The 20170-nt window shown below is 70.8% G+C and carries 26 protein-coding genes; 16 read left to right on the top strand and 10 right to left on the bottom strand.

The window, feature by feature from the left end:
- Positions 1 to 55 precede the first annotated feature (55 nt).
- Together FG385_RS19005 and FG385_RS19000 are read left to right on the top strand one after the other, a co-directional pair.
- Positions 56 to 1576: an aldehyde dehydrogenase family protein gene (locus FG385_RS19005; RefSeq protein ID WP_139098101.1), complete on the top strand. Its 1521-nt coding sequence runs from the start codon at positions 56 to 58 to the stop codon at positions 1574 to 1576.
- An 11-nt stretch (positions 1577 to 1587) separates the two neighbouring features.
- Positions 1588 to 1920 (top strand): DUF779 domain-containing protein, encoded by a 333-nt coding sequence (locus FG385_RS19000; protein WP_200834535.1) that lies wholly within the window; start codon positions 1588 to 1590, stop codon positions 1918 to 1920.
- Here the strand turns inward: FG385_RS19000 and pspAB are convergent, their stop codons facing one another.
- Genes pspAB through FG385_RS18980 form a run of 4 tightly spaced genes read right to left on the bottom strand, consistent with a single transcriptional unit; the run spans position 1921 to position 4424 of the window.
- Positions 1921 to 2499 (bottom strand): PspA-associated protein PspAB, encoded by a 579-nt coding sequence (pspAB, locus tag FG385_RS18995; RefSeq protein ID WP_139098099.1) that lies wholly within the window; start codon positions 2497 to 2499, stop codon positions 1921 to 1923. It abuts the gene before it with no gap.
- Positions 2500 to 2503: 4 nt separating this feature from the next.
- Positions 2504 to 3406: a zinc metalloprotease HtpX gene (gene htpX, locus FG385_RS18990; RefSeq protein WP_139098098.1), complete on the bottom strand. Its 903-nt coding sequence runs from the start codon at positions 3404 to 3406 to the stop codon at positions 2504 to 2506.
- A 5-nt stretch (positions 3407 to 3411) separates the two neighbouring features.
- The gene (pspAA, locus tag FG385_RS18985) at positions 3412 to 3690 is read right to left on the bottom strand and encodes a PspA-associated protein PspAA (RefSeq protein WP_139098097.1); all 279 of its coding nucleotides are present in this window, start codon (positions 3688 to 3690) and stop codon (positions 3412 to 3414) included.
- A complete protein-coding gene (locus FG385_RS18980) occupies positions 3687 to 4424 on the bottom strand; it encodes a PspA/IM30 family protein (RefSeq protein ID WP_139098096.1) in 738 nt (245 codons plus the stop codon). Before FG385_RS18980 ends, pspAA begins: the two co-directional genes overlap by 4 nt.
- A 193-nt stretch (positions 4425 to 4617) precedes the next feature.
- Between FG385_RS18980 and FG385_RS18975 the strand changes: the two genes are divergently transcribed.
- Positions 4618 to 5091, top strand: coding sequence for a carboxymuconolactone decarboxylase family protein (locus FG385_RS18975; protein ID WP_139098095.1), 474 nt, complete (start codon positions 4618 to 4620; stop codon positions 5089 to 5091).
- Positions 5092 to 5150: 59 nt separating this feature from the next.
- Positions 5151 to 5771, top strand: coding sequence for a class I SAM-dependent methyltransferase (locus FG385_RS18970; protein ID WP_235022656.1), 621 nt, complete (start codon positions 5151 to 5153; stop codon positions 5769 to 5771).
- A gap of 66 nt (positions 5772 to 5837) precedes the next feature.
- On the opposite strand, the gene FG385_RS18965 is transcribed toward FG385_RS18970, so the two are convergent.
- Positions 5838 to 6116 (bottom strand): alkylmercury lyase, encoded by a 279-nt coding sequence (locus FG385_RS18965; RefSeq protein WP_200834534.1) that lies wholly within the window; start codon positions 6114 to 6116, stop codon positions 5838 to 5840.
- Positions 6117 to 6238: 122 nt separating this feature from the next.
- Between FG385_RS18965 and FG385_RS18960 the strand changes: the two genes are divergently transcribed.
- The 3 genes from FG385_RS18960 (at position 6239) to FG385_RS18950 (ending at position 8840) form a co-directional block, all read left to right on the top strand.
- On the top strand, positions 6239 to 6541 hold the full coding sequence (locus FG385_RS18960) for a hypothetical protein (protein WP_139098094.1): 303 nt from the start codon (positions 6239 to 6241) through the stop codon (positions 6539 to 6541).
- A gap of 112 nt (positions 6542 to 6653) precedes the next feature.
- Positions 6654 to 8108, top strand: coding sequence for a HAMP domain-containing sensor histidine kinase (locus FG385_RS18955; protein ID WP_139098093.1), 1455 nt, complete (start codon positions 6654 to 6656; stop codon positions 8106 to 8108).
- A gap of 6 nt (positions 8109 to 8114) precedes the next feature.
- A complete protein-coding gene (locus FG385_RS18950; RefSeq protein ID WP_200834533.1) occupies positions 8115 to 8840 on the top strand; it encodes a response regulator transcription factor in 726 nt (241 codons plus the stop codon).
- Here FG385_RS18950 and FG385_RS18945 read toward each other — a convergent pair.
- The 3 genes from FG385_RS18945 to FG385_RS18935 form a co-directional block, all read right to left on the bottom strand.
- Positions 8786 to 9295, bottom strand: coding sequence for a GyrI-like domain-containing protein (locus FG385_RS18945; protein WP_139098092.1), 510 nt, complete (start codon positions 9293 to 9295; stop codon positions 8786 to 8788). The two genes, FG385_RS18950 and FG385_RS18945, sit on opposite strands and share 55 nt — an antisense overlap.
- Before the next feature lie 68 nt (positions 9296 to 9363).
- Positions 9364 to 9948: a DUF5134 domain-containing protein gene (locus FG385_RS18940; protein ID WP_139098174.1), complete on the bottom strand. Its 585-nt coding sequence runs from the start codon at positions 9946 to 9948 to the stop codon at positions 9364 to 9366.
- A gap of 50 nt (positions 9949 to 9998) precedes the next feature.
- Positions 9999 to 11210, bottom strand: coding sequence for an amidohydrolase family protein (locus FG385_RS18935; RefSeq protein ID WP_139098091.1), 1212 nt, complete (start codon positions 11208 to 11210; stop codon positions 9999 to 10001).
- A 372-nt stretch (positions 11211 to 11582) separates the two neighbouring features.
- On the opposite strand from FG385_RS18935, the gene FG385_RS35330 reads away from it, so the two are divergent.
- Positions 11583 to 14357: an ATP-binding protein gene (locus FG385_RS35330; RefSeq protein WP_268815934.1), complete on the top strand. Its 2775-nt coding sequence runs from the start codon at positions 11583 to 11585 to the stop codon at positions 14355 to 14357.
- A gap of 7 nt (positions 14358 to 14364) precedes the next feature.
- Here FG385_RS35330 and FG385_RS18925 read toward each other — a convergent pair whose 3' ends face one another.
- Together FG385_RS18925 and FG385_RS18920 are read right to left on the bottom strand one after the other, a co-directional pair.
- A complete protein-coding gene (locus FG385_RS18925; RefSeq protein ID WP_139098089.1) occupies positions 14365 to 14760 on the bottom strand; it encodes a VOC family protein in 396 nt (131 codons plus the stop codon).
- A 238-nt stretch (positions 14761 to 14998) separates the two neighbouring features.
- Entirely contained in the window at positions 14999 to 15607 is a 609-nt protein-coding gene (locus FG385_RS18920; RefSeq protein WP_235022655.1) for an acetylserotonin O-methyltransferase, read from the bottom strand.
- A 68-nt stretch (positions 15608 to 15675) separates the two neighbouring features.
- On the opposite strand from FG385_RS18920, the gene FG385_RS18915 reads away from it, so the two are divergent.
- The 8 genes from FG385_RS18915 (at position 15676) to FG385_RS18880 (ending at position 20158) form a co-directional block, all read left to right on the top strand.
- Positions 15676 to 15933 (top strand): hypothetical protein, encoded by a 258-nt coding sequence (locus FG385_RS18915; protein WP_139098088.1) that lies wholly within the window; start codon positions 15676 to 15678, stop codon positions 15931 to 15933.
- A 68-nt stretch (positions 15934 to 16001) separates the two neighbouring features.
- On the top strand, positions 16002 to 17426 hold the full coding sequence (glnA, locus tag FG385_RS18910) for a type I glutamate--ammonia ligase (protein WP_139098087.1): 1425 nt from the start codon (positions 16002 to 16004) through the stop codon (positions 17424 to 17426).
- A gap of 45 nt (positions 17427 to 17471) precedes the next feature.
- Positions 17472 to 17942 (top strand): UPF0158 family protein, encoded by a 471-nt coding sequence (locus FG385_RS18905; RefSeq protein WP_139098086.1) that lies wholly within the window; start codon positions 17472 to 17474, stop codon positions 17940 to 17942.
- Between the two features lie 10 nt (positions 17943 to 17952).
- Positions 17953 to 18255, top strand: a complete 303-nt coding sequence (locus tag FG385_RS35635) for a DUF4143 domain-containing protein (protein ID WP_407645512.1) — start codon at positions 17953 to 17955, stop codon at positions 18253 to 18255.
- 308 nt (positions 18256 to 18563) lie between these two features.
- Complete coding sequence (crcB, locus tag FG385_RS18895) at positions 18564 to 19049, top strand: fluoride efflux transporter CrcB (RefSeq protein ID WP_139098085.1); 486 nt, start codon at positions 18564 to 18566, stop codon at positions 19047 to 19049.
- A gap of 1 nt (position 19050) precedes the next feature.
- Positions 19051 to 19389 (top strand): DUF190 domain-containing protein, encoded by a 339-nt coding sequence (locus FG385_RS18890; RefSeq protein ID WP_139098084.1) that lies wholly within the window; start codon positions 19051 to 19053, stop codon positions 19387 to 19389.
- Positions 19386 to 19754, top strand: coding sequence for a fluoride efflux transporter CrcB (gene crcB / locus FG385_RS18885; protein WP_139098083.1), 369 nt, complete (start codon positions 19386 to 19388; stop codon positions 19752 to 19754). The genes FG385_RS18890 and crcB (FG385_RS18885) overlap by 4 nt, the downstream gene beginning before the upstream one ends.
- Before the next feature lie 62 nt (positions 19755 to 19816).
- Positions 19817 to 20158 (top strand): DUF190 domain-containing protein, encoded by a 342-nt coding sequence (locus FG385_RS18880; protein ID WP_139098082.1) that lies wholly within the window; start codon positions 19817 to 19819, stop codon positions 20156 to 20158.
- Positions 20159 to 20170 lie beyond the last annotated feature (12 nt).

Below are 20170 nucleotides of genomic sequence, written 5' to 3'. Positions count from 1 at the left end.
TCACGCCCGGGTTCGGTGGATGGCGACCCCCTACCTGAGGTGAAGGAGCCAGGTTGTGAAATACGTTCCTCCCGGACAGTCCGGCAGCATCGTTTCGGTTCGTCCGCGCTACGAGAACTTCATCGGCGGCAAATGGCTGCCGCCCACCGAAGGCCGGTACCGGGCCGATCTGAGCCCGGCCACCGCGCGGCCGATCTGCGAGGTCGCCGAGTCCACGCCCGCCGACATCGAACTGGCGCTGGATGCCGCGCACGCGGCGAAGGACGCGTGGGGCGCGGCCTCGCACGCGGAGCGGGCGAAGGTGCTGGGCGCCGTCGCCGACGCGATCGAGGAGCATACGGAAGAACTCGCCGTCGCCGAAAGCTGGGAGAACGGCAAACCGGTGCGGGAGACGCTGGCCGCCGACATTCCCCTCGCCGCCGACCATTTCCGCTACTTCGCCGCCGCGATCCGGGCCGAGGAGGGCTCGATCAGCGAGATCGACGGCGACCTGATCGCCTATCACTTCCGCGAGCCGCTCGGCGTCGTCGGGCAGATCGTCCCGTTCAACTTCCCGCTGCTGATGGCGGCGTGGAAGCTCGCCCCGGCACTCGCGGCCGGCAACTGCTCGGTCATCAAACCGGCGTCGCCGACGCCATGGTCGATCCTGAAGCTCGCCGAGGTGATCGGGGACATCCTGCCGCCAGGCGTGCTGAACATCGTCACCGGGCCCGGCGGCGAGATCGGCAAGGCACTGGCCGCGAACCCGCGCATCGCGAAGATCGCGTTCACCGGCGAGACCGTGACTGGGCGGCTGATCATGCAGTACGCGGCGCAGAACCTGATCCCGGTCACGCTGGAGCTGGGCGGGAAATCGCCGAACATCTTCTTCTCCGACGTGCTCGCCGCCGATGACGACTTCCTGGACAAGGCGGTCGAAGGGCTCGTGCTGTACGCGTTCAACAAGGGCGAGGTGTGCACCTGCCCGTCGCGCGCGCTGATCCAGGAGTCGATCTACGACGAGTTCATGGACCGCGCGCTCAAGCGGATCGAGGCGATCAGGCAGGGCGACCCGCTCGACACCGAGACGATGATCGGCCCGCAGGTTTCGGCGCAGCAGCGCGACAAGATCGAGTCCTATGTGGAGATCGGGCGCGCGGAAGGCGCCGAGGTGGTCACCGGCGGGCAGCGCGTGGACCCCGGCGGCGAGTTCGCCGGCGGCTACTTCTACGCCCCGACGGTCCTCAAAGGACACAACCGGATGCGGGTGTTCCAGGAGGAGATCTTCGGCCCGGTGCTCGCGGTGACCACGTTCACCGACGCCGACGACGCGCTGGCGATCGCGAACGACACCCTCTACGGCCTCGGCGCCGGGGTGTGGACCCGCGACGGCGATCTCGCGTACCGGATGGGCCGCGGGATCAAGGCCGGTCGCGTGTGGACGAACTGCTACCACCAGTACCCGGCAGGCGCGGCGTTCGGCGGTTACAAGATCTCCGGGATCGGCCGCGAGACGCACAAGATGATGCTCGACCACTACAGCCAGACCAAGAACCTGCTGGTCAGCCACAGCCGGAAACCGCAGGGCCTGTTCTGATGGCGCAGGCGGTGACGGCCACTCCGGCGGCACGCGAGGCGGTCCGGCGCCTGCGTGCCGCCCGGGGCGGCCCGGTGATGTTCGTCCAGTCCGCGGGATGCTGCGCGGGCAGCACGCCGATGTGCTTCGACGACGGCGAGTTCCTGATCGGGCCGAACGACGAGCGGCTCGGGGAGATCGAGGGCTGCTCGTTCTACATCGACGCCGCGCTGCACCGGGCGTGGGGTTCCGGCGCGCTCGTGCTGGACGTCGCGCCTGGCCAACCGGAGGGGTTCTCGCTCGGCGCCGGTGACGGGCTGCGCTTCGTGACGCTGTCCGACGCGTGCCCGGTGAACGGGAACTGATCAGGGCACCGGCGCGCCCCAGATGGGAAACCAGCGTCCGAGGTCGGTCTCGATCGGCAGATCGCCACTGAGCGCGGCGCGGGCGCGCAGCTCCAACTGGCTGTCGCGGTGCTGCCCGCCGGTGGGCGCGAAGGGGTAGAAGGTGCCGCGTTTGAACAGGTACACCAGGCCGAGCCGGCGCGGAGTCCCGTCGCTCTCGCCGCGGAACCCGAGCACCGTGCACAGCAGCGCGGAGCCGAAGCCCGCGTCGGCGAGCGTGGCGTTCACCGCGTGCAGGCCGGTCATCAGCGCCGGAATGTCCACAACGGACTGCCGGCAGGTGATCCAGGTGTACCCGAACTCGTCGCGGGTGACCGAGGTCTCCAGCGCGGGGTCGAGTGAGAGCAGGTCACCGATCTCGCGCTGGGACTGCGTCGAAGCGGCTCCTTCGGCGGCCTTGAAACAGACCGCGCCCGCTCCGGTCGGCGCGAACCCGAGCGCGGCCTGGAGCGTGTCCGCGGCGCTGGGGACGGTGAACAGCACGTCGAGGTTCGGCTGCACCGGCCTGGTGCGGCCCAGCAGCACGTCGAGAAACCTCATCGCGTCAGACCTGTTCGCCCAGTTCGGTGGACAGGGTGGCCAGCTGGTCCAGCCGGCGCTCGAGTGCCGGGTGCGTGGACAGCAGGTTCGCGAGGCTCGCCTGGGCACCGAGCGCGGGCGCGAAGAAGAACGCGTTGAACGCCTGCGCGGTGCGCAGATCGCGAGTCGGGATCCGCCCGATGTCGCCGGTGACCTTGGTCAGCGCCGAGGCGAGCGCCGAGGGGCGGCCGGTCAGGATCGCGCCGGCGCGGTCCGCGGCGAGCTCGCGGTAGCGGGACAGCGCCCGGATCAGCAGGAAGCTGAGCACGTAGACCACCGCCGAAACCGCCATCACCAGGAGGACGACCACGGCGGTGTTGTCGCGTGAGCGTCCACCGCCGAAAGCGCCGGAGTAGAAGGAGAACCGGGTCACCAGCCCGGCCAGCACGCCGAGGAACGACGCGACGGTCATCACGACCACGTCCCGGTGCGCGACGTGGGAAAGCTCGTGCGCCAGCACGCCTTCCAGCTCCCCGGTGTCCAGCCGCCGCATCAGCCCGGTGGTCACGCAGAGCACGGCGCGGTCGGTGCTGCGCCCGGTGGCGAACGCGTTCGGCAGTTCGGTGTCGGCGACCGCCAGCCGCGGTTTGGGCATGTCCGCGGCGGCGCACAGCCGGTCGACGATCCCGTGCAGCCTGGGCGCCTCCTCCGGGGTGACGATCCGGGCGTCCATCGCCCGCAGCGCGATCCGGTCGGCGAACCAGTACTGCGCGAACAGCAGGCCGCCGGCGATGAGCACGACCAGCACCACGGACTTGATCAGCAGGACGAGCGCGGCGACGAAGCCCGCGTAGACGAGCGTGAGGAGCCCGACCGTGATCAGCATGCGGGCGGTGAGCTGGTGATCGGGACGGAACCGGGTGCGCATGGTCGTCAGCCGGGAATGAGGCCCTCGTCGGACAGCAGCGCCCGCACGTGCTCCAGGCTGCTGTCCTCGCCGGGCAGGACGAGTTCGGAGGCGACGAGCGAGTCTTCGGGCAGCTGGGCGCCCAGCTTGCGGACCGCGCCGGTCAGGGCCCGAAGCGCCGTGGCGAACGCCGCGGTGTCCCCGGCGTCCACCGCCACCTGGAGTTCGGTGTCGAGGGTGTTGAGCTCCTCGATCCGGTCCTCGGCCACGTCGTACTGGCCCTGTCCGAGAATGCGGATGATCATGACTGGCCCTCCTTGCCCGGTTCGAGCTGTGCGGGGGCCGCACCGGCCTTGAGCTGGGCGAGTTCACGGTCGATGTCGGGGGGATTCGCGGCGTCGAGCGCGGCTTGGATGTCGTCGTGCGGGCCGATGGGGGAGGACGCGTCTTCGAGCGCGCCCGAGGCCATCAGCTCGTCGAGCGCCTGGGCGCGCGACTGCATCTCGGCGGTCTTGTCCTGCGCGCGTTGCATGGCCAGGCCGACGTCGCCCATCTCTTCGGAGATCCCCGAGACCGCTTCACTGATCTTGGTCTGTGCCTCGGCGGCGGTGTAGGTGGCCTTGATGGTTTCCTTGCGGGTGCGGAAGGCCTCGACCTTGGCCTGCAGCCGCTGCTGGGCGACGGTGAGCTTGTCCTCTTCCGCTTTGAGCGCGTCGTGCTGGGGTTGCAGTTCCTGGATCTGGGCCAGTGCCGCGGCGCGGCGGGTCAGCGCTTCGCGGGCGAGGTCGTCCTGCCCCTGCTGCACGGCCCGTGCGGCTTGGGCCTGGAGCCGGTCGGCCGACTGACCCAGTTGGCGGGCCTGCAGTTCGAGGCGTTTGCGACTGGTGGCCACATCGGCCAGCCCGCGGCGCACCTGGGCCAGCATCTCGGTCTGGCGCTGGTAGGAGTAGTCGAGCACTTCGCGCGGGTCCTCCGCGCGGTCGAGCACTTTGTTCGCCTTGACCCGGAACAGCAGAGCCAGGCGCTTGGTGATACTCACTTTCCTGCCCTCCCTTCGACGGCACCACCGAGCGTGGTTCGCCGGGGAAGGCGATATCAGGGGCGAAGGAAGTCCGGCGGGAGGCCGGAGGTCACCGGCGGGCTCGCCACGGGTAAGCGCTTGCGGCCGGTCACATTCGGGCGAGCCGCCGTGTCAAAGGTGCGTAATCACCGACAACGACAGGGAGCCCGTCATGGACACTCGGTTGAACCTCTTCGCCAGCCCGCTCGCCGGCAAGGTCCTCAAGTACATCAACTCGGCGGGGCACGCCGTCACCTGCTCGTCGCTGCCGGCCGTGACGCAGGAGCTGGTGAAGATCCGGGCGAGTCAGATCAACGGCTGCGGTGCCTGCACCGACATGCACACGAAGGACGCCGCGCACGCCGGAGAGACGCAGCTGCGGCTGAACCTCGTCGCGGCCTGGCGGGAGGCGACGGTGTTCACCGAAGCCGAGCGCGCCGCGCTGGAACTGGTGGAGCAGGGCACCCGGATCGCGGACGCGGCCGGTGGCGTCACGGACGAAGCCTGGGCGAACGCGGCGAAGCACTACGACGACGACCAGCTCACCGCCCTGGTGTCGCTGATCGCCATCATCAACACCTACAACCGGCTGAACGTCATCACCCGCCAGCCCGCCGGTGACTACCAGCCCGGCCAGTTCGGCTGACCGGAAGCTGCTACCGAAACGTAGTGTGGTCGTGTGTCCAGCGGGAAAGGGAGCACGACGTGACGGACTTCGGCCGCGTGAGCCGGTTCTGGGACAAGCAGTCCGGCCGCTACGACAAGCAGATGGGGTTCTGGGACCGGCGGTTCTTCGGGGACACGCGCGAGTGGGTGTGCGGGCAGGCGGGCGGCGAGGTGCTCGAGGTCGCGGTCGGGACCGGGCTGAACCTGCCGTGGTACCCGGACGGCGTCCGGCTGACCGGGATCGACCTGAGCCCGGCGATGCTCCAGCACGCCCGACGTCGCGCCGAGGACACCGGTCGCGCGCTCGACGCCCGGGTGGGCAACGCGCAGCAGCTGGATTTCCCGGACGCCGCGTTCGACACCGTCGTGGCCACGTTTTCGCTGTGCGCCATCCCGGACGACCGGGCGGCGGTCGCGGAGATGTGGCGGGTGGTGCGGCCGGGCGGCCTGCTGCTCCTGGCCGACCACGTGGTCAGCACGTCGGCCCCGCTGCGGGCGGTGCAACGACTGCTGGAGCTGATCACGATCCCGGTCGGGGAGGAACACTTCCGGCGCCGGCCGATCGAGCATGTGCGGGCCCAGGGCTTCACCCTCGAGCGCCACGAGCGGTTCCACCGCGGGATCGTCGAGCGGCTCGCCGCACGCAAGCCCGGGGACTGACTACCGCCTCCGACGAACGAGGCCAGGGCCGCGTCGCCGTAGTCGACAGTTGAGTTCGCCGCGCTACTACGCCAACGTCATACCGCGCCGGTCCTCGCCGTTGAGCGCGGCGTGGATCTGTTCGTGCGTCGGCAGATCGAGCCGGCAGTACACGCCGGGTACCGGCGGAGCACCGGTCGCGACGTCGACGCCGTCGATGACGAGCGTCGGCGAGGGGTAGCCGCCCTCGCGTTCGCGGACCGCGATGTCGAGGCCGCTGTGCCGCAGGCATTCGCCCAGGGCTTCGCGGACCTGGTCCAGCAGCGGGCAGTCGGGGACATGCCACAGTTCGACGGCCGGCGTCATGCCCCGACGGTAGACCCGGCACCGCATGATCGGGTCAACCTGCACGCGATCTGCACATCGTCCGCATCCGGTGTGCGTACCGGCGAGGTGCACTGGTGGTGCGAGACGAGGAGGTGAGAACGATGACGAAGCTGAAGAAGGCGTTGCTGGCGGCACTGCCGGCGGCCGCGCTGGTGATCGGTGGCGGTGTCGGGATCGCGGCCGCGGCCGGTGAGCCGGCCCCGCCGGTGACCGAGCAGGTGACCTCGACCGTTCAGCACCAGCAGCAGGGCCCCGGATACGGCGACCAGTTGCGGCTGCGTGACGGCACCTGCGACCAGGTGCCGGACCGCGACCAGCTCCAGGACCGCGACCAGCTCCGGGACCGGGACCAGATCCACGACCCGGTGCAGGAGCGGCTGCACGACTGGCTGGCCGACCGGTGACGAAGAGCCAGGGGCGTCAGGTCTCGAAGAGGGACCTTTCGCCCCTGGCGTCGTTCTGAAGCGGCGGCTGTCCTGGTGACCGCGGCGGAATGACGAGAGTGACGGTGGCGCGATGCGGGTACGGAAGCGGTTCGGCGCGTTGCGGTGGCGCCTGTTCGCGGCCTTCCTGGCCGTGGCGGTCAGCGCGGTCGCCCTGCTGGCCCTGCTGGCGGCGGTGTCGGTGGATCAGCGCAGCGCGTTGCTTGCCGAGCAGCAACAGGGGCAGCTGCGGAATGAGATCGCATCCGCGTTGGCCGCCGCGTACGTCGCCGGGAGCGGCTCGTGGCGCCCGCAGGATCTGGCGGTGGTGAACGCGCTGGCCACCAGCGGGGACGCGAGCGTCGTGGTGGCGGACGACCGCGGTCGCGAGGTGGCGAGAATGGGTCCCGGTACCCACGGTCCCGCGCACGACCCGGACGGCACCGGCCATTCTGGAGGCGGTGGCACCCCGGAGGGAACGCCCGAGCCCGTCGCGGCATCGACGGCGATCCCGATCGTGGTCGACGGGCGGCAGGTCGGCACCGCGCAGCTGACCCTGCCGGCGACGGAACCGGTGCCGGTGGCGGCGGCGCGGACCGCGCTGCTGCAGCGGGTCGGCCTGGGCGCGCTGGCCGGTGTGCTGCTCGCCGCGGTCGCGGCGGCGGTGGTGTCGCGGCGGATGTCCCGTCCGCTCCTGGCGCTCGCCGGCGCCACCCGCGCGTTCGCCGCCGGCGACCTGGACGCGGGCACGCGGCTGCGCCCCGCGCCCGGCGAGCTCGGCGAGGTGGGTGCCGCGTTCACCGAAATGGCCGCGACGGTGCGGCGGCAGGACGAGCTGCGGCGCGCGGTGGTGGCCGACGTCGCGCACGAGTTGCGCACCCCGGTCACGATCCTGCGCGGCCAGACCGAGCAGTTGCTCGACGGCATCGCCGAACCCACCGAACAGCACCTCGTGTCGTTGCACGACGAGGTGCTGCGGCTGGGGCGCCTGACCGACGACCTGGCCACCCTCTCCGCCGCCGACGCCGCCGGCCTCGCGCTGCACACCGGCCCGGTCGATCTCGGCACGCTCACCCGGGAGGCGACCGAAGCGATGCGCGCCCAGTTCACCGACGCCGGTCTCGCGGTCCACGTCGAGGCCGCCACGGGTATCGAGGTGCTCGGCGATGGCGCACGGATCACGCAGATCGTCACCAACCTGCTCACCAACGCGGTCAAGTTCACCCCGTCCGGCGGCCGGGTGACCGTCACCGCCGGCCGCGAAGGGGCCGACGCGGTGCTCACCGTCACCGATACCGGGCCCGGCATCGATGAGGAGGAGCTGCCGCACGTGTTCGAGCGGTTCTGGCGCGGCCGGGCGGCGGGCGGCCGCAGCGGCAGCGGAATCGGGCTCGCCGTCGTGCGTGCGCTGGTCGAGGCACACCGCGGCACCGTCACCGCCGCCAGGCCCGCCGAGGGCGGAGCGTGCTTCACCGTCAGGCTGCCCGCCGGTGAACGAAGGTCGTTGGACCCTGGCCACCACGCCGATCGTGGCGAAGCTGGTGAGTAGGGGGTGATGACCGTGCCGACCGTGCTCGTCGTCGAGGACGAGCGGAAGATCCGCGACCTGCTTCGCTCCTACCTCGAACACGACGGCTTCGCCGTGCTGTCCACGTGGTCCGGCAGTGAGGCGATCAGTCTCGCCGCGGACGCGGCACCCGATCTGGTGGTGCTGGATCTCCGGCTGCCGGACATCCCGGGCGAGGAGGTCGCCCGCGAGCTTCGCCGCACCTCTTCCGTCCCCATCCTGGTGCTCACCGCGAAGACCGCCACCGACGACCGCATCCACTGCCTGGAACTCGGCGTCGACGACTACGTCACCAAACCGTTCAGCCCGCGCGAGGTCGTCCTTCGCGTGCGAGCCATCCTTCGCCGCCTGCACCACGGGCCGGGCGGGGAACCGGCGCAGTCCTACGGCGGCGGGGAACTGGTGCTGGACCAGGCACGCCGCCTGGCCACGGTCCGCGGTGAACCGGTCGAGCTGACCACGACCGAATGGCTGCTGCTCACCAGCCTCGCCACCGTGCCGGGCCGCGTCTACTCCCGTTACGAGCTCATCAACCGGGCCCGCGGTTACGACTTCGAAGGCTACGAACGCGCCGTGGACTCCCACATCCGCAACCTCCGGGGCAAGATCGAGGCCGATCATCACCACCCGCGGATCGTCCAGACCGTCATCGGCGCCGGCTACCGCCTGGGCCTCCGTCCCGACCCGGCCGCCGTGCCGGAACCGTCGGCGTAGGGCTGCGCGATCTCGGTGCGCCACGTCGCGGGATCGGGCTGGCGGCCGGGATCGCTGAGGTAGGTCTCCCAGGGGTCGCCGGCGGGTTCGGCGCCCCGTGCCCGTAGCCAGGTTTCGATCGCCGAATAGGCGGGCGCCATCGCGTCGTACGGCCCGGTGTGCATGGTGACCGCGGTCGTGCCACCGGGCAGTGCCGAGGGCCGCACTTCGCCGGCGGGCGCGACGGGGGAACGGACCGGGAATCCGGCCTCCACGTGGAAGCGCTCCGGACCGAGTTGGTGGTAGCGCGCGAAAGGCGGCCCGGCCGGTTCGATGCCCTGCCCAGCCAGTACCGCGGCGACGGCCGCGTAGGTCTTGCCGAGCCAGGGCCCGATCTCGGGCACCGTCAACGTGGCTTCGGCGACCGCCGCGTGCTGCACGGTCAGGGTTCGCTCGTGAATCGCATAGTTCCGCATGGGCTCAGCCTCGGCACACGAACCGGCCCGCGAATAGGGCCATGCGTCCCCTCAGCCGCGGGGACGGCTCACATCGCGAGCAGCATGTACGCCATCCCGGCCGCCATCACCGCGAGCGAAGCCAGCACCACCGGGGACGTGTGGGCGGTCAGCCCGACCACCGCGCTCGACGCGGGCGACCCGGCGGCGCCCTCCCCGCCGGCGGGGACCGGGGCCAGCACCGGCACCCGGCTCCACAGCCCGAGCGACCACGCCACCGCCTGCCCCGCGAGGTACACCACGAACACCGCGGTCAGGACCGGCGTCCTGGCGGGAAGGAGCATGTACGCCATGGCCACCATGTCGATCGTGGTGGCCACCCACAACGGGTTCAGCACACCCTCTTCGCGCCAGTTGGTCACCGTCGTCGCGGCCAGCGCGGCCACCGCCGCCACGTAGAACGCCAGCCCCGCCTGGTAGAGCACGGGATGATCCATCGCCGGCAGCAGGTACATCAGCGCCATCCCGGCCGCCATGACCGTGTGCCCGGTGTGCCACCAGCGACGTTGCCCTCGCATGGTGATCACATGCTTCAGGTGCGCCAGCGCGACCAGGACGAGGGCCGCGGCCCAGACCATTCGCAGCCAGCCGGGCAGCAGCGCGCTCTGCATCATCACCGTCGCAGTATGCAATGCCCGCACCTGCCGCCGGAAGCGGCTGTGAGCTACGCGGGAACCACGGTGCCACCGGCATACACCGCGCGGACCCGCCGCAGGACGGTGAGATCGGCGAGCGGGTCGCCGTCGACGGCGAGGATGTCGGCGTCGAAGCCGGGCGCCAGCCTGCCCTTGCGGTGGCCGAGGCCGACGACCGCGGCCGCCTGCGAGGTGGCCGTGCGCAGCGCCTCGACCGGACTGACGGCGAACTCGGCGAACTGCGCTATCGCGCGCGGCAGGACGTCGTGCGGTTTGATCGGTGCGATACCGCCGTCGGTGCCCAGCACGACGGGTGCTCCCGCGTCGACGAGCCGCCGCAGGTTGGCCATCAGCGTCGGCAGGATGCGCCGGAGTTCGGGCGGTGGCTCCAGGCCCGGCACGGGAACTATGCCCAGCGTGGCGCCGACGACGACGCGGTGGTCGCCGATCGCGCGGATCAGGTGCTCCGGTGCGTCGACGCCGTCGGCCGTCTGGAAGGAGACGTGCTCCATCCCGTCCACACCGGCCGCGACGGCGTCCGCGATCGCGTCGGCGGAGTGCGCGTGCGCGGTCACCGGCAGGCTGAACCGGTGTGCCTCGGCCACGACGGCCCGCAGTTCGTCGCGGGTGAACTGCGGCAGATCGGGCCGGGTGCCGGGGGTGAGGTGACCGCCGCTGGCCATGATCTTGATGACCTCGACACCGCGTTCGGCGTGCTCGCGCACCGCGGCGCGCAGCCCGTCCACACCGGACGCCTCGCCGCCGAGGAAGTGGCAGTGGCCGCCGGGGCTGGTGATCGGGGGACCGGCGGCGACGACGGTCGGCAGCGGGCCGGCCCGGCCGGAATCGCGGAGCGAGAGCGACAGGTAGTCCCGGTCGCCGAGGTCGCGCACCGTGGTCACCCCGGCGGCGAGCGCGACGCGGGCGGCCTCGGCCATCGCGGTCAGCGCGGCCGCGTCGTCGCGCTCGGCGAGGCTGGCCACCACGTCGAGCCCGGCGTCGAAGCACAGGTGGACGTGGGTATCGATGAGGCCGGGCAGCAGGGTCGCGCCGGACAGATCGACCACGTCCGCGTGCTCGGCACCGGTGAACCGGGCCGCGTGGTCGACGGCGACGATCTCGGCGCCGTCGAGCACCACCACCGGGTCCTCGATCAGCGCGGACGAGGTGCCGTCGAAGAGGCGGCTCGCCCGCAGCACGGTCAGCCTGCGGCGTTCGGTTGCGCTGGTTCTGGTCGTCATGGCGGAAGCGTGCGGCCCGCGCCGGTGTCCGGGCGTCCGTGGGAGTACTCAGTGCGGCTACTCATTTCGCCCGGTGAGTACCGGCGCTGAGTAGTTCCTCGGATGCCGTCCCCGGCCGCCGGGCCACAGGCTCGTCCCGGTACGCCGAGTGGAGGAGAAAACCATGACCCGCTTCAGCCGCTTGTACGACGCCCTCGTCGCCGCTTGCGCGTCCTGCTCGTGGATGGGCGCGCTCCCGCCCGCCGCGTGGCTCCCCCTCCAGGAACACATAGTTCGCGGAGCGGACAATCCGGAATACAGTGAGCCGGAACGGCCGGACACGGCGCACGGCCACCGTCTCGCAGGGGGCACCCCACGCGGCACACAGCGACACTGGTCGGGCGTGAGCGGGAGATCGACCGGATCCACGCCCAGCTGACGGCCGCCCTCGACGGCCACGGTCAGGCGGTCCTCGTGGCCGGGGAACCCGGTATCGGCAAGACAAGGCTGGCCGAGGAAGCCACCCGGATGGCCGCGGCGCTCGGCATGGCCCGCACCTGGGGGCGGGCGGTCGACGACGAAGGCAGCCCGCCGTTCTGGCCGTTCCGGACGGCCCTGCGGTCCCTGTCCGGCGATCCGTGGCCGTCTCCCGCCGAGCGGCCGGAGCCCGGTGCCGCGACGCCCGAAGTGCGGGCCCAGGAGCGGTTCCGCGTGTTCGAGGTCGTCACGTCCTACCTGCGTTCGGCCGCCGGGGACTCCGGCCTCCTCGTCGTCCTCGACGATCTGCAGTGGGCGGACGCGTCGTCGCTGCGGCTGCTGGTGCACCTGGTCCGGACCATCGGCGACGCCCGGCTCGCCGTCATCGGCACCTACCGGGATACCGAGGTCGGGCTGCGCCATGCCCTGCAGCAGGCGCTGGGCGATCTCGCCCGCGAGCCCACGGTCAGCCGCCTGCGCCTGGTCGGACTGACCGAGGCGCAGGTCGCCGAGCAGCTGACCGCGGTCACCGGCGCGCCGGTCACGGCCGAGCTCACCACCGCGATCAGCAGGCGCAGCCAGGGTAACCCGTTCTACGTCCGGGAGCTGGCCGGCGCACTCGGCGAAGCGGACCGGCGGGCCGACCCCGCGCACGCGCTGCCCGCCGGGGTGCGCGACGCCGTCCGGACCCGGCTGGCCAAGCTCGGTGACGCCACGCAGGTCGTGGTGTCCGCCGCCGCGGTCCTCGGCACGGCGGTCGACGTCGCGGCGCTCGCCCACGTCGTCGGCACCGAGCCCGCGGAGGTGCTCGCCGCGCTCGACGAAGCGACCGTCGCCGGGGTGATGCACCCCGACCGGTGCGAGTTCCTGCACGATCTGGTGCGCGACGCCGCGCGTTCCGAGGTGCCGCGCGCCACCCGCCTGTCCGTGCACCTGCGGATGGCCGAGTACCTGCAGCGGCGCCCCGGCGCCGAGGCCCGCCCGGCGGAACTGGCCCACCACTGGCTCGAAAGCGTCCCGCTCGGCGACCCCGGGCAGGCCTCGCGGTGGGCCGAGCGCGCCGCGCGGGTCGCGTCCGAGCAGTTCGCCTGGGACGAGGCCGCCGATCTGTACCGGCGGGCGGCCGCCGTCGTCGACGAACCCGGCAGGCTGTGCGACCTGCTCATCGCGCAGGCCACCGAGCACCTGCACGCCCATCAGATGGGTTCGGCCAAGGAGACGGTGCTGGCGGCGAGCCGCCTGGCCCGTTCCCTCGGCGACGGGACCCGGCTGGCGCGGGCGACGCTGGTGCTGGAGGGCGTGAACGACCTGACCTGGTCGGCCGACGAGCGTTCGCTGTGCGAGGAGGCCCTCACCCTGCTTCCGGACGAGGACTCCACGGTGCGGGTGCGCCTGCTCGCCCAGCTGTCCGTGGACCACCTCGTCGGGCAGGATCCCGCGACCTCCGGCGAGCTGTCGGGGACCGCGCTGGCCATGGCCGAACGGCTCGCCGACCCGGTCGCCCTGCACAGTGCCCTGCACGCCCGCCAGATCATCCGGAGCGGTCCCGACGGGGTGCACGAGCGGCTCGAACTCGGTGACCGGTTCATCGCGCACGGGATCAGCCGGCGCGACGACGCGGCCGAGATGTGGGGCCGGCTGTGGCGCTTCGACGCCCTCGTCCAGCTCGGCGACCTGGGCGGCGCCGAGGCCGGGCTCGGTGGCATCTCGGCGGTCGTGCACCGGATGCGCCTCCCGCTGGCCTTCTGGCATCTCGCCCGCTGCCGGGGTGCGATCGCCATCGTGCGGGGCCGGTTCACCGACGCCCGGTCATACGGCGAGCAGACGCTGGCGCTCGCGCGGCGCGGCGACCATCTGGGCGGGCTGCTGCCGGCCCAGGGTTACCTGGCGATGCTCGGCATGCTGACCGGTTTTCACGGCGAGGAGGACAGCCACCCCCTCGACGGCTGGGACCATCTTCAGTCGCTGCACGGCCTGATCGCGATGGTCCACTGGTACGCCGGGCGCGAGGAGCAGGCACGGCGTACCTACGCCACGGCGAAGGCCATCGACGAGCTTCCCGGGTTCCTGCTGATGCCCGCGGCCGCCGGGCTGATCGAGCTCGCCGATGCCTTCGGGGACCGGCCCATGCTGGACTCCGCCTACCGCAGCCTCGCCCCGTATGCGGACCTCTTCTGCTGCGGCGGCGCGGGCGTCATCGCCACCACCGGTTCCGCCCACGCCCCGCTCGGCGTCGCCGCGGCGGCGCTGGGCCGCCTGGACGAAGGCGTGCGGCACCTGCGCCGCGCCATCGAGGCCGACGACGACGCGGGCGCGCCGCCGTTCGCCGCGCTGGCCCGCTACGACCTCGCGCGGACGCTCGCCCGTCGCCGCCGGCCCGGCGACCGCGACGAGGCGGCCGCCCTCACCGCGCAGGCGGTGGCCACCGCCCGCGAACTCGGCATGGCCCCGCTGCTCGACCGCGCCGGGAAGCTCGCCCAGGCCCTGCGCGGCGAGGCGCCCGGGCCGTTGACCCGGCGCGAGCGTGAGATCGCCGCGCTCGTCGCGCAGGGGCTGACCAACCGGCAGATCGGCGCCGCCGTCCACATCTCCGAACGCACCGCCGAAAACCACGTGCAGCACATCCTCACCAAACTCGGCTTCACCACGCGGGCGCAGATCGCCACCTGGGTGGCGCGGTGCGAGGGGTGAGCGCCCCTCAGGTGAGGCTGGGGTGGCCGTCGTAGCGGGCCGTCAGCGCTTCCAGGTGATGGCCGGCCGGATCGTCGAAATAGACCCCGCGCCCGCCGTGGTTGGTGTTGATCTCGCCGGGCCCGCGCATTTGCGGGTCGGCCCAGAACTGGACGCTCCGCGCGCGGATGCGTGCCATGATCCCGTCGAACGTCTCGTCGTCGACCAGGAACGCGTAGTGCTGGCCGGGAAAGTCGACGCGCGGTTCGGCGAAGTCGAGCACCCGCCCGTCGCTCAGGTACACCGCGACGAAGAACCCCGCCTCCCGCGGCTCGGGCAGGCCGAAGACGTCGGCGAAGAACCGTGCGGACGCGTGCTTGTCGTGGGCGGCGATGATCGTGTGGTCGAAACGTACGTCTGTCATATGTGGTGAACTCCTTCCTCCGTGGATTCTGAAACCGGGAAACCACGGAGGCAGCGGGCCGCGCGCCCGCCACACGATCACGGAGTGGCCGGGAACCCTTCTCGTTCAAGGCACTTGGCCGACCCGGCAGTCACGCCTGCCACATTAGCAACCCCGGCGGCGAGGCGGAATTCGAGAAGGCAGCGTTGCCCGGTCAGGTCGGTGACCGTCTCCAGGATCAGGCCGTGCGGCGAGGCGATTATGTCGCCAACGGCCTGCGCGGCCGTGTCAGCCCGGGGTGGGCGGCGAGGATCGCGGCGAGCAGGCTGCCCCGGCCACCGCCCACGTCGACGATGGTGGAGAACCGGGACCACGCGAATCCGGCCACGAGCCGCGGAATCTGGTCGCGAAAGCGGTGCGTCATCTGCTCGTCGAACGACTCACGCAGCCGCGGGTGTTCGGCCAGATCGGCCCAGAAGTCCTGCCCGTAGCGGCGTGGATAGGCGGCCTCGCCGGTGGCGATACTGTGGGCGAGTTCGACGAAAGCCAGTTCGGCGCGGCCACCGGCGGCGTGCAGATGCAGCAGGTTGACCAGACCGTTGTCCGCGTCGCCGCAGAGGTTGGCCCCGTACCCGGTCGTCCGGTAACCGCCATCGGCCGGTTCGAGGATGCCGAGGGCCGCCAGATGCTCCAGCAGCAGATCGAGCGCGACCGGAGCGACGGCGAGTTCGGCCGCGAGTTCACCGGCCGAAGCGCCCCGGCCGCGCAACCGGTCCGGCAGGCCCAGCGTCACCGCGACGCGCAGCGCCATCGGCGTCGCCAGCGCGGCCAGTCGGCGGAGCGAATCCGTATCGTCGTTGTCTCCCACGAAGATCACTGTCCTCCGCGCGTCAACCCGCCCGGTGTTATTCTGCGCAAAAGCGCCCAAATATACTCATGACTCGTCCGCGTCCGTCCCCGGTGGGGCGGTGCCGCACCGAGTTCGGGGAACCGGCCACAGCACTGGACCTGCCGCCGCGGGCGCTGTCGGACACCGTGGCGGCCTTCAACAAGTCCGTTGTGGACGGTCCATTCGACTGGCGGGTGCCGGATGGCAAGCACACCAACGGGAGCACGCCGCCCGAGAGTAAGCCGGGCGATGCGGCTCGACGATCCGCCGTATCTGGCCTGTACGGGCAGTCCGCGGCTTCGTAGCTTGGCCGGGGTGTGGCGGCGCTGTTACCGTTGACTGGCTGGTCGCCTCCGCGGAAGGAGCGAGTCACATGTTCACCACAGCCGACGAGGTTCTGCGGTTCATCGCCGACGAAGAAGTGCGGTTCGTGGATGTCCGGTTCTGCGATCTGCCGGGGATCATGCAGCATTTCACCGTTCCCGCGGCCGCGTTCGACGCCGAAGCGTTCGCCGAGGGCGTCGCGTTCGACGGGTCGTCGGTGCGGGGCTTCCAGTCGATCCACGAATCGGACATGCTGCTGCTGCCCGATCCGTACACGGCGCGGCTCGACCCGTTCCGGGCGGAGAAGACGCTGCTGATGAACTTCTTCGTGCACGACCCGTTCACCCGCGAACCGTATTCCCGCGATCCGCGCAACATCGCGCGCAAGGCCGAGGCCTACATCGGCGAGTCGACGATCGCCGACCGCGCCTTGTTCGGCCCGGAGGCGGAGTTCTACATCTTCGACACGGTCCGGTTCGCCAACACCGAGAACACCGCGTTCCATGAGGTGGACTCGGTCGAGGGCTGGTGGAACACCGGCGCGGACGAGGACGGCGGCAACCGCGGCTACAAGACCCCGTACAAGGCCGGCTATTTCCCGGTGTCGCCACGGGACCATTTCGCGGATCTGCGGGACGCGATGGTGCTGAACCTGGCCGGCGTGGGGATCGAGGTCGAGAAGGCGCACCACGAAGTCGGCAGCGGTGGCCAGGCCGAGGTCAACTACAAGTTCAACACCCTGCTGCACGCGGCCGACGACCTGCAGCTGTTCAAGTACGTCGTCAAGAACACCGCGTGGGAGGCGGGCAAGACGGTCACGTTCATGCCGAAGCCGCTGTTCAACGACAACGGCTCCGGGATGCACTGCCACCAGTCGCTGTGGGACGAGAACGGCCCGCTGTTCTACGGGGAGACGGGCTACGGCGGGCTGTCCGACCTGGGGCGGCACTACGTCGGCGGGATCCTGCACCACGCGCCGAGCCTGCTGGCGTTCACCAACCCGACGGTCAACTCCTATCACCGGCTGGTGCCCGGTTTCGAGGCGCCGATCAACCTGGTGTACTCGCAGCGCAACCGGTCGGCGTGCGTGCGCATCCCGGTCACCGGGGCGTCGCCGAAGGCCAAGCGCATCGAGTTCCGCTGCCCCGACTCCTCGGGCAACCCGTACCTCGCGTTCTCGGCGATGCTGATGGCCGGGCTGGACGGGATCAAGAACAAGCTGGAACCCCCGTCGCCGATCGACAAGGACCTCTACGAACTGCCGCCGGAAGAGGCGCGCGACGTCGCGCAGGTCCCGGCGTCGCTGGACGCGGTGATCGACCGGCTGGAGACCGACCACGAGTTCCTGCTCGCGGGCGGCGTGTTCACCCCCGACGTGATCGAGACGTGGATCGACTTCAAACGCGAGAACGAGATCGACCCGCTGCGGCTGCGGCCGCACCCGTACGAGTTCGCGCTGTACTACGACGTGTGATCCTGGGAGTTCTCGACTGGTTCCGTGAGCTCTTATGCTGGCCGAATGCTTGACCTGAGCAGGCTCGATCTGCAGGAGATCGCTACCGCACTCGCGGACCAGACCGACTACGAACACCGTCGGCTGATCGACCCGCGCACGGGCGAGATCATGTTGTGGACGGCAGATGGTGGCATCGACGGCGACACGCCCGTTGACCTGGACGACCTCGACCAGATCCCCATTGATCCACTGCCGTCCTACGTCTGGTATCAGGACATGGCTGATTTCGCCGAGAGAATCAGCGACGAGACAGCGGGTCGTAGGCTCGCACGAGCCATCCAGGGCAAGGGCGCCTTCCGCCGCTTCAAGAACGAGCTACACCAGGACTATCCGGATCTGTTGCCAGCGTGGTACGCGCTCCGCGAGGCGCGTGCGACGCGCCGGGCGGTTGAATGGCTGGTCGGCAACGCGCTGCTCGACGACGAAACGGCCGAGCGTTTCGTCGTCGAGCACCCAGATCCGGAACTTCCTTGAACCGGTGGCGATGCCGCGGCCCGCTTGGTGGACAAACCGCATCAAGCGACTTGTCCGCGGCCCGAAGCGATACGTCATCGACCCCTCGCTCGCCCTCGCGGCTCTGCGTATTGGCGTCCCTGGGCTGATGAAGGACGGGGATCTCCCCGGCCGGATCATCGACACGTTCGTGGTCGCCCAGTTGCGAGCCCAACTCGCCAGCTGCGAAACCCAGCCGCGCCTTCATCCACCCCGCCTGGCTACGCATCGAACTAGGAGACCGCTTCATCGGCGGAGCGGTGCTGCACACCGGTCCCGGTGTCTTCCGGCTTGACGACGACATCGTCGCCGCCCCCATCGCCACCCTGCGGAGCTGAGTTTCTTGATCGCAAAAGCGCAGGTCAGCGCAGTGGCTACACGAGACTACGACGTGTGAGGCCGAACCGTCACGTGGCGCCGTGCCTGGGATCACCTGTGATACCGGCCGGTCGCGTGCCCGGCCGCGATCACCGGCCCGTTATAGTGGGATCGCACGGCGGTGGAGCCCGCCGTTCCGGTTCCCGGAGAACCGCGGTGTTCGCCGTCAATGGCTCCTACCCGTGAGTGCCGGACGCAGTCCTGGCCAGGAGTAGGAGGCGCCTTGTGAGTAGTGACGCGGAGCTGGTCGATCCCGATGTGGACCTGCGCGTACCCGCGCAGCGTCGTGAACTGTTCGCCTCCCACGGGGCGGTCCTGATCGTCATCTCGCTCGGTGGCGGCCTCGGCGCGCTCGCCCGCTACGGGCTGGCGCGGGCGCTGCCCACCCCGTCCGGCGGGTTCCCGTGGAACACCTTCCTCACCAACGTCATCGGCTGCTTCCTGATCGGGGTGCTGATGGTGCTGATTACGGAGGTGTGGTCGGCGCACCGGCTGGTGCGCCCCTTTCTCGGGGTCGGGTTCCTGGGCGGGTTCACCACGTTTTCCACCTACGCCAGCGATTTTCGTACGCTCCTCCGGCCCGGGACGGTCGGGGTCGCGTTCGCCTATCTGGCCGGCACGGTGCTCGCGGCGCTGGCCGCCGTCCTCGTCGGCGTCTGGCTCACCCGCACGGTGACGGGCGCGGCACGCAACCCGGAAAGGGCGAGCTGAGATGCGGCTGGCAGGCCTGGCGACGCGGTTGTCGGTGTTCGTCGGGGAGGACGACATGTGGCACCACAAGCCGGTGCACCACGAGATCGTCAAACGCGCCCGCGACGCCGGGCTCGCCGGGGCGACCGTGCTGCGCGGCTGCGAGGGTTACGGCGCGGGCTCGGTCGTCCATACCACCCGGCTGCTCGACCTGACCGAGGACCTGCCGGTGGTCGTGATCATCGTCGACACCGACGAGAAGATCCGCGCTTTCCTGCCGCAGCTGGACGAACTGGTCGCCGAGGGCATGGTGACGCTGGAAGAGGTCGAGGTCGTGCACTACGCCGGGAGGAAGCCGTGACCGCCGTGCTCGTGTTCGCCGGCGCGATGATCGGCGCGCCCCTGCGTTACCTGACCGACCGGATGGTCCAGACCCGCCACGACAGCCTGTTCCCGTGGGGCACGTTCAGCGTCAACCTCGCCGGATGCCTGATCCTCGGCGGTCTCGCCGGGGCCGGCGCCGCGCTGCCCGCGCCCGCGCTCGCCTTGCTGGGCACGGGCCTGTGCGGCGCGCTGACCACGTACAGCACGTTCAGCTACGAGACCCTGCGACTGGCCGAGCAGCGGGCGTATTTCTACGCGACGGTCAACATCGTGGTGAGTGTGCTGGCGGGACTCGGCGCCGCCCTGCTCGGGTACGCCGTCGTCCACGCGAGCCTTGCGTGACCACCCCGTTCGCGGTGTACTGAACGCCAGGCGATGGAGCCCGCCCACCTCGGGAGGCGCCGGTGAAACTGCGCGATCGGGAGCTGCGGCTGTCGATCTTGATCGACGAGGGCGACCACTGGCACCACAAACCGCTGTATGCCGAAATCGTGCACCGCGCCCGCGAAGCCGGCCTGGCCGGCGCGACCGTGATCCGCGGCATCGAAGGCTACGGCGCGAGTTCCCGCATCCACACCACGCACCTTTTCCGCGTCGGCGACGATCTCCCGCTGCTGATCGTCATCATCGACACCGAAGACAGGATCCGCGGATTCCTGCCGAGGCTGGACGACCTCGGCATCGAAGGGCTGGTCGCGCTCGACGACGTCGAGATCGTCCGCTACACGGTGGAGAAACATCGCTGAAACCGTTGGAGG

The organism is Amycolatopsis alkalitolerans (assembly GCF_006152065.1).
GTDB lineage: Bacteria > Actinomycetota > Actinomycetes > Mycobacteriales > Pseudonocardiaceae > Amycolatopsis_E > Amycolatopsis_E alkalitolerans.
This window is presented reverse-complemented; position numbering and strand designations above follow the sequence as displayed.

Bases quoted from the DNA above. Each gene is read 5' to 3' on its own strand.
- pspAB (WP_139098099.1), bottom strand. From the start codon at position 2,499: ATGAGGTTTCTCGACGTGCTGCTGGGCCGCACCAGGCCGGTGCAGCCG.
- htpX (WP_139098098.1), bottom strand. From the start codon at position 3,406: ATGCGCACCCGGTTCCGTCCCGATCACCAGCTCACCGCCCGCATGCTG.
- pspAA (WP_139098097.1), bottom strand. From the start codon at position 3,690: ATGATCATCCGCATTCTCGGACAGGGCCAGTACGACGTGGCCGAGGAC.
- FG385_RS18975 (WP_139098095.1), top strand. From the start codon at position 4,618: ATGGACACTCGGTTGAACCTCTTCGCCAGCCCGCTCGCCGGCAAGGTC.
- FG385_RS18965 (WP_200834534.1), bottom strand. From the start codon at position 6,116: ATGACGCCGGCCGTCGAACTGTGGCATGTCCCCGACTGCCCGCTGCTG.
- FG385_RS18960 (WP_139098094.1), top strand. From the start codon at position 6,239: ATGACGAAGCTGAAGAAGGCGTTGCTGGCGGCACTGCCGGCGGCCGCG.
- FG385_RS18955 (WP_139098093.1), top strand. From the start codon at position 6,654: ATGCGGGTACGGAAGCGGTTCGGCGCGTTGCGGTGGCGCCTGTTCGCG.
- FG385_RS18950 (WP_200834533.1), top strand. From the start codon at position 8,115: ATGACCGTGCCGACCGTGCTCGTCGTCGAGGACGAGCGGAAGATCCGC.
- FG385_RS18945 (WP_139098092.1), bottom strand. From the start codon at position 9,295: ATGCGGAACTATGCGATTCACGAGCGAACCCTGACCGTGCAGCACGCG.
- FG385_RS18940 (WP_139098174.1), bottom strand. From the start codon at position 9,948: ATGATGCAGAGCGCGCTGCTGCCCGGCTGGCTGCGAATGGTCTGGGCC.
- FG385_RS18935 (WP_139098091.1), bottom strand. From the start codon at position 11,210: ATGACGACCAGAACCAGCGCAACCGAACGCCGCAGGCTGACCGTGCTG.
- FG385_RS18925 (WP_139098089.1), bottom strand. From the start codon at position 14,760: ATGACAGACGTACGTTTCGACCACACGATCATCGCCGCCCACGACAAG.
- FG385_RS18915 (WP_139098088.1), top strand. From the start codon at position 15,676: ATGACTCGTCCGCGTCCGTCCCCGGTGGGGCGGTGCCGCACCGAGTTC.
- glnA (WP_139098087.1), top strand. From the start codon at position 16,002: ATGTTCACCACAGCCGACGAGGTTCTGCGGTTCATCGCCGACGAAGAA.
- FG385_RS18905 (WP_139098086.1), top strand. From the start codon at position 17,472: ATGCTTGACCTGAGCAGGCTCGATCTGCAGGAGATCGCTACCGCACTC.
- FG385_RS35635 (WP_407645512.1), top strand. From the start codon at position 17,953: ATGCCGCGGCCCGCTTGGTGGACAAACCGCATCAAGCGACTTGTCCGC.
- FG385_RS18890 (WP_139098084.1), top strand. From the start codon at position 19,051: ATGCGGCTGGCAGGCCTGGCGACGCGGTTGTCGGTGTTCGTCGGGGAG.